This is a genomic window from Veillonella sp. DNF00869, from assembly GCF_001553345.1.
Lineage (GTDB): Bacteria > Bacillota > Negativicutes > Veillonellales > Veillonellaceae > F0422.
The window spans coordinates 1-1456 of the sequence record NZ_KQ960770.1 but is presented as its reverse complement, the minus strand read 5'-3'; the positions used below and the strand labels follow the sequence as shown (position 1 = coordinate 1456).

Annotated in this window: 1 protein-coding gene; it reads left to right on the top strand. The window is 39.4% G+C overall.

What is annotated here, in order from left to right:
- Positions 1–1456, top strand: a 1456-nt coding sequence (locus HMPREF3032_RS04310) for a hypothetical protein (RefSeq protein ID WP_197413487.1), incomplete at both ends; no start/stop codon positions are given.

Below are 1456 nucleotides of genomic sequence, written 5' to 3'. Positions count from 1 at the left end.
CCCTACATACAACATCACAAAAGATGATGGCAGCAATAAGACAGAAGCTGTAAATAATGTAGGCGCTGCGATTTCTAAATTAGATGGACGTATCAACAATGCGAATACTACACTTGCTACTAAAGGCTTAGACTTCACAGGTAACGATACAACTGCGAAAGTACACCGTGACTTAGGTACTACTTTGACAATCAAAGGTGCTGACAACTTCACTCGTGAGGCTAATGCTAAGAATAATATTGATGTAGTGAAAAACACTGCAGGTGATGGTTTTGATGTGAAATTAGCAGCAAACCTTGCTAATATGAAAGAAATCTCTGGTAATGGCAAAGATAACTTAGTGATTAAAAATGGTGATGCTACTATTACCTTGAAACCTAAAAAAGAGGCAGAAGGTACTAACCCTGCTACACCAGCTATAGTCGACTTTGGTGAAACGAAAGTAGTAGCATCTAACTTAGATGCGTCCATCAAATATCGTGCCAACGATGAAGAGGTAGGTAAAGCTAAATCTGTTAAATTAGCTGATGGATTTAACTTCGTAGCAAGTAATGTTACAGATACTGCAACAGAAGGTCCTAAATCTGGATTAGCTATCAAAGCAGAAGATAATGGCAAAGTAACGTTTGGTTTAGATAAAGCGACACGCACTAAAGTAGATAATGCGGCAGATAAAGACCTAAGTAATTTGACAGTCACTGGTAAAGATAAAGTCAAAGAATTAGCTGGAGAAGCTGCTAAAGCGTCAGTAAAAGTGGCAGATGGTATTAACACAACTGTTACAACTGATACAACGACTACTGCAGGTGTCACTACATATAAAGTAAATGCTAATGATACAACAGTAGCAGTCAATACAGATACATTAGCTATTTCCGGAGGTACTCCAGATACTACGACTAAAGTTCGTGCCTACACATTAGATTTATCTGACACAGTAAAAGCAAAATTAAATGCTATTAACAATGTTGGTGACACAGCATCTAACGGTCGTGATGGTGTAAATGGTACATCTAGCGCACAAGGCTTAACTGGTAAAGACGGCTTAAATGACAAAACTTTAACAGATAAAGTGAATGCATTACGTAACGGCGAAGCTGGATCTGTGGTGTACACTAACGAAGCTGGTGACCGTGTTGTCAAAGCTAAAGATGGTAAATACTATAAAGCTGATGAAGTAAAAGCTGATGGTACTGTGAAAACTGCTGAGGAAAACAAAGGTAAAGCACCAGAAGAAGTAAAAACTCCACAAGCTCGTGTGGTAAATCCTAATGGAGAAACTACAGCTCCTACTACCTTGTCCAACATCGCTGATGGCAAAGTAGCAGCAAACTCCAAAGATGCTGTAAACGGTGGACAATTACATACTGTGAAATCTGACCTAGCTACAGCACTCGGTGGAGATTCTAAAGTTGATGCTGACGGATCCTTCACAGGCCCTACATACAACATCACA